The sequence below is a fragment of the Candidatus Kuenenbacteria bacterium genome (genome assembly GCA_012797775.1).
In the GTDB taxonomy this organism is placed as follows: Bacteria; Patescibacteriota; Patescibacteriia; order UBA2196; family GWA2-42-15; genus JAAZMX01.
The window spans coordinates 21,380-27,379 of record JAAZOM010000013.1 but is presented as its reverse complement, the minus strand read 5'-3'; the positions used below and the strand labels follow the sequence as shown (position 1 = coordinate 27,379).

General features: G+C 41.0%; 4 protein-coding genes. All 4 read right to left on the bottom strand.

Annotated features, from left to right (window positions below; genetic code table 11):
• Nucleotides 1-12: 12 nt before the first annotated feature.
• The 4 genes from GYA54_01775 to GYA54_01760 all read right to left on the bottom strand — a co-directional run bounded on the left by GYA54_01775 (nt 13) and on the right by GYA54_01760 (nt 5,650).
• A complete protein-coding gene (locus GYA54_01775; GenBank protein ID NMC51439.1) occupies nt 13-1,251 on the bottom strand; it encodes a hypothetical protein in 1,239 nt (412 codons plus the stop codon).
• A 166-nt stretch (nt 1,252-1,417) separates the two neighbouring features.
• The gene (locus GYA54_01770) at nt 1,418-2,614 is read right to left on the bottom strand and encodes a hypothetical protein (protein ID NMC51438.1); all 1,197 of its coding nucleotides are present in this window, start codon (nt 2,612-2,614) and stop codon (nt 1,418-1,420) included.
• 22 nt (nt 2,615-2,636) lie between these two features.
• Nucleotides 2,637-4,814 (bottom strand): tetratricopeptide repeat protein, encoded by a 2,178-nt coding sequence (locus GYA54_01765; protein ID NMC51437.1) that lies wholly within the window; start codon nt 4,812-4,814, stop codon nt 2,637-2,639.
• An 8-nt stretch (nt 4,815-4,822) separates the two neighbouring features.
• The gene (locus GYA54_01760) at nt 4,823-5,650 is read right to left on the bottom strand and encodes a hypothetical protein (protein NMC51436.1); all 828 of its coding nucleotides are present in this window, start codon (nt 5,648-5,650) and stop codon (nt 4,823-4,825) included.
• Nucleotides 5,651-6,000 lie beyond the last annotated feature (350 nt).

Genomic DNA, 6,000 nt, shown 5'->3' with positions numbered 1-6,000 from the left:
ATCCAATTCATCTTACAAACTGCCCGCCGGAATCTTGGCCAAATTCGCGTCAGTAATGCCCAAAGACAATTCCCTGAACAAATCCATCAAATTTTTCCAGGTTGCTTCATGCCGATAACCATCTTTATCCACATACCAAATTCGCCCGTGATCTTCTACCGCCAAAAGCAACTTGCCTTTCAGTTTATTGCGCAAGCTCACGTCGCCGCTTTCTTTACTGCCACTCACCGGTATTTTTTCTAGATTAACGTTGCTAACCCCCAAAGCTAATTTCTGAAAAACATACAATGCGTTGGCAAATTTTACTTCATAACGCTTGTATTCTTTGGTATCCACATACCAAATTTCTCCGCTTTTCTCTACGCGCAGTAGCAATCTTCCGGCCAACTTTTTGGCCAATTTCATATCAGCGCTTATTCCCGACAGGCCGTCGTCAGCCCTACCATTAATGGCGCCACTACTATTATCTGTTGTGGCTTGATCTGGCTCAGACGAGGTTACGGGAACTTCACCACTATTCAAAGTCGTCAGCTGCTGATCCGCATAAGTACTAGTGTTGCCACTCCCGTCCTGCGCTTTTATTTGATAATAATAAGTCGTCAAGGGTGCTAGATTCGTCAGGGTCAAAGAATGAGTTGTTTTATAAACAGTGGTTTTTTCCTCCCAACCATAAGCGGTGCTGGTCCCATAAACCACCCACGTGGCTGATGGTTCGTTGGTTTGCCAGTTAATTGTCGCCTCCGTGTCTCCAACTATCAAATCGACCTCACTGATTATGGGGGCCGTGGTATCCGTTACTGCCGTTCCCGATCCGGAGCCGGACCAATATTGCCCTCCGCCTCCGCCGCCCGTCACGCAATTGTCACCATCGGCAAAGGTGATGGTCAGCGTCTCTGTTTTGAGCGCGCTATAACTAAACTCCGAAATACTTGATCCACAGGCCGTGCCGCTTAAGTTACTATTGAACATCTTCCTGTCAGCCGAGCTCAAATAAATTTTTGATCCCGCTTCCATTTCAATCACCAAATTATTGCCATTCACTTGTATTGAAGCCACCTCTGAACTGGCCGAAACAATAATGTTTATGCCCGGTGTCCCTCCAGCTTGAGCCGCGACCTCGGTCATATACAAAACCGTGCCGGCTTCTAGGGTGGCATCATTATAAGCCGCGTTTGTTGTTAAAGGCCAACCCCAAACACCGGCCAAAGCTAACATACAAAACGCGAAAATAAATTTTTTGTTGGTTGCCATAATTATTATTAATCTATTAATAAATTTATTGTAACACATCAGCCTGTAATATGTAACTCCCACCGCCTTTTTCCTTCCCCACCATCATCTTATGGGAAATTTATCTGTCTTTAAATAATTTTAACCATTTCTCTCTCTTTTCCTTTTTCCTTTTGCCCTTTGCCTTTTATATTCCCTTATCCACTTCCACCGTCGGTGTCAGCTGGCTCGCCTCAACCGGATTAAATTCACTAATCGTCATTAAATCATCACCAAAAACATAACTAAACATAAAGGCCTCATTAATATCATCTATTTTTTTATTCCACTCATCTCCATACATCTCCCTGGCCATATTTTCATCTTTTAATTTATGCAGTACTCCGCCCTTATCAACTACATAAACTGCTGGACTAATACTAAACTTGATCATTTTTGCTCCTGGTCGATAAGTTGCCAGTCCACCCCAACCATATCTACCCAAATCGCTAGAGCTGATAATTTTGACTGTACTAAAATCTTGGTACCAAGTGTAATACACTTTTTCATTGGGAAATATATACAATTTACTGTCAGCACCAACATAATAAACCGTCGTGCCATCAGCCACTTTTACCAAATCTCCTGGATTAATACCAACTACTTTAACTGGCTCTTTCTTTTTTATTACCAACTCAGCCTCCCCGCCATCCGTGCTTTTAAGGGTTAAGCTCAAATCATTCCAACCATCAGCATCTGTATCCACAATTTTTTCTTTATTTATTATTAAATTAAATTCCTTGGCCGGAGTAGATAAACCCACTTTCACTTCGTTCATGCTAACGCTTAAAATATCTACTGTTTCTATTATATTATCGTAAACAAAATGTGTCTTGCTGTTTTGACCCAATTTTTTGGTCAAACCATCAGTCGCTATTTTATCTAAATTTGTCACATCAATCTGCTCCACCTTTGGCGTAGCCGGTTCCTCGGTTTTCGCCGTTTCTGGGCAATTGCCGCCATCAGTAAAGGTAATGGTAAAATCAGTCAGCCCAGCCGCTGTCGCCTCATAAGAAAAGCGAGAATAGCCATCAAGGCACTCCGTGTCTGGATAACCCGTGGGGACATTAAAAAGTTTTCTGTCAAGTGACTCCAGATATACTTTTGACCCGCTTCTCATCTGCAAACGCAAGCTGGCCACATCAAGATAATAATATTCCAAAAAAGTATCAGCATAAACATCTATACTGATGCCCTTTGCCTCGCCAGCTACTTTTGCCACCCCGGGGAAAGACAGGCGGGTACTGTCAGACCATTGAACCGCATTATATACAGCCAGACTAGACTCAATGGGTAGCGAAAGCAATACTAAACCAAAAATAACCCAAAAAACAATCTTCTTCATATCTTTATATTTTATTTATTAATTATTTTTTAATTGATTCTAAATAGGTTATGTACTCGCCAAGCACCTCGGAAAAATCAGGATGTCCTGCCAGCACCCCTTTCAAATACTCAATCGCCTCACCTATTTTTCCTTCTGACTCTAGGATAGACGCGTATGATACATACGCCCGCCAGCTACCAGGATCAGCCGGGATTGCGCGCTCTAATAACATCCTCTTTGAAGCGTCAATCATATTAATTTTAAAATAATACTCTGCCAGTACCCGATAATCCTCAGCCCCAAGCGAGCCCCCAAAGCGCTCCACATAAATTTTTATCAGCTCATCAACCTTTGCTGTCTCGCCCTTTTGGGCGTATAGATTCATCAGGTTCACATACACCGATTTTACCCCTTTAGTTATTTCATATGCTCTTTCTAGATATTCTATAGCCTTGTCATTTTCTCCCTTGCTGTTGTATGCCGAGGCTATCACAAAATAAATATTCACCCTCCCCGGCGAATCATCAATATTATTAACCAAAAGATCAATTGCTTTATCCAAATAAAAAACATTGTAGCTGGCATAGCGCAAATACACTTGGGCCAACCCCAATCTCACCTGCATACTCTTTGGCCTCTTCTCTAGATATTCTAGAGCTTTTTCTTCTGCCTTTTCAAAAACCAATTTTTTCGCGACCTCGTCAGCTTCCGGCGCATTGATCGCCGTAGTCGCATACTGGAGCAGGGCCATACACACCTCCCGCTCCCCAAAAGTATTTATTTCAAAAATCTGGTCATAAAGAGCGACGGACTTAGGCGGATCAGATTGCGAATAACGATAAGCCTGCCCCGCCAACAAATTGGCGCGCACTGGCCTTATAAGAGATTCATTTGATAATAATGCTATTACCAAAAGCACTACGACTAAAACCGGATAATACATTTTGGGTGAGATTTTCCCCATATTTCCGTCTCCTTCTTCGGGACCATAATAATTCTTTGCCCAAGAAATAAAAACAAAGACCACCATAATAATAACCCAACTATTCAGGGTGTCGAAAACAAACAATAGGGTAAAAATAATCGCCGCCAAAATCGCGCTAAGTATGTGGCCCAAAGTCGGCTCTTTTTCCGCTATCTTATAAGTATAATAAAACCCCTTGCCGACAAAAAACGAATATGCCAAAAATCCAAATACACCAGCAAATAACAAATAATCAAGAGCAAAATTGTGCGTTCGATCAAACCACTGCTCTGTGATTAAAGGATTATAGTGCTTGTCTACCCCTATGGGTATATTTTCGGGGCCATAACCCAAAATTGGTCTTTCTAAAAAAGCCTGCCAAGCGCTCCCCCAAACAAGCAATCTATTGTTGGTAGTCGGATCTGTACTGGAAATATGGGCTAGGCGATCGACAAATTTTATTTTGGCCACCGCTTTTGTATCTTTGTAAATAATTGCCAAGGAACCAAAAACGACCGCCAACAAAATCAAACAGCCCAATATCAGTTTCCAGCGTTTAGAAAAATTTTTAAATCCCAAAATAACAAAAATTAAACCGCCAAAAAACAAACCCAAAATTGGCGCCCGGCTAGCCGCTCCAAATAAAACCAACAAAAATATCAGCCCACAAGCTCCATATGCCCATCGCCACCCACTCTTGTCCAATGTTGCAACTATTGCCAATAATCCCAAATTTAACAATAAATAATAACCCAAAAAAGCGCTGTTGCCCAAGTAGCTCCAAGCATTATCAGCCATGGCCAAGCCGGCTCTAAAAAATCCTGCCATGCAGACCACCAACGCCACCAAAATTGCAAAACGCATCAACCAAATCCAATCACTTTTAGTAGTAAAAATATTCACCAAAATAAGAAAATAAACCCCCAAAAATAAATAATTTAACAAACCATCCATTCTTTCCCAGCCGCCCCAGAAGCTATTGCTCGGGTCGACCCCCAAAACCGTTGCCAAAAGCAAAACCAGCAAAAGCAAAAGCCAACTATACAAAATATGATTCCCTCTGCCCCGCCACCTGCCGCTCTCAAAAACATACAAAACAAAAATAAATAATAATATCAAAACCAACCCGCGAAAAAATATATTCCTCAGAAAAATAAAAGGGAAGATAAAATTAATGTTGTAAACCAAAGGCGCCAACAGTGCCAAACCCGCACCAACCTTTAAACTTTTGCACAATTTGTCTTGTCCAGTCATATTTGTCGTTATTTATTTTTATCAATTAACGCCTTCAACCTGCCGATCTCTTCCTGATCAATCTCCCCACTTGTCAGCTGATAATTTTGTTGCATCTCTAGTGCCTTTTTATAATTTTTCATATAATTTTCCAGAAAAAAAGCATACTCGCTAAAAATAATCTTTGGATCTTCTGCCTTTTTTATTCCCTGCTCATAAATCGCAGCGGCTTTAATAATTCTATCGGGAGCCGAAGAATATTTATAATAAAAATCAGCCATCTTGATATATACCCTACTATCCTGTGGGTATAAAATTGCTGTCTCATAAAACTTTATAGCCGCTGACTCTCTTTGCTCCATTAAAATATACAAATCAGCCAAGTTCAAGTGTGCCTTATAGTTCTCCGGATATTTTTCCAATGTTTTATAGTACCACTCTTCCGCTCTTTCATAATCACCGAGTATCGAATAAACCGAAGCAATATTTAGATAATCCTCACTCAAATCCACGTAACCCGGTTGCGAAGGCACACCGCTCTCTACAGCCGAGAGAGATAATTTCAGGGGCTCGTCAAATCTCCTCACATATTCTGCCGGTGGCACCACTTCAGATTTCAATTTTTTATTACTGTTTTCAAAATCATCTTTCAACTGCTCCAGGGTCACTGGGAACGCATCTTTTTTTTCTTCCTTACTTATTTTATCTTGGAATATGTTAAAAGCCGCCAACCCGGCTACCACAGCCAAAACAATAATCATTGTCCACAATCCCCTCTTGCCTTTGTCTCCCTTAATCACTAAATCTTTATTTTGATTTTGGTTTGTCTTTTCTATATTATTTTCTGCTCCTAACATAAAACAAATCATTAATATTAATAAGATAAATATATCAAAAAAACACTCCTTTGACAAACTTTGGCCGACATCCCTACTGGCTCTCCCTGTCATTGTGAAGAGTCACGCCCAAAGCGTGACGACGAAGCAATCTCATTAATTTTTAGTATTCAGCTCCACGCTCTCCTCCTCGCAATGACCGGCATTTATTTGTATATTCGTAATTGATTTGTTCGCCTAGAGTCGTCGCTAGGCGAGGCTGGCATATTCGTAAATAAAATAACAAACCCCGCCCCGATATAAAATCGGGACGGGGCTGTTTTATGTTCAGAACCAACCGTTGTCTGGTTCCTCTCAAAATTCAAATAATA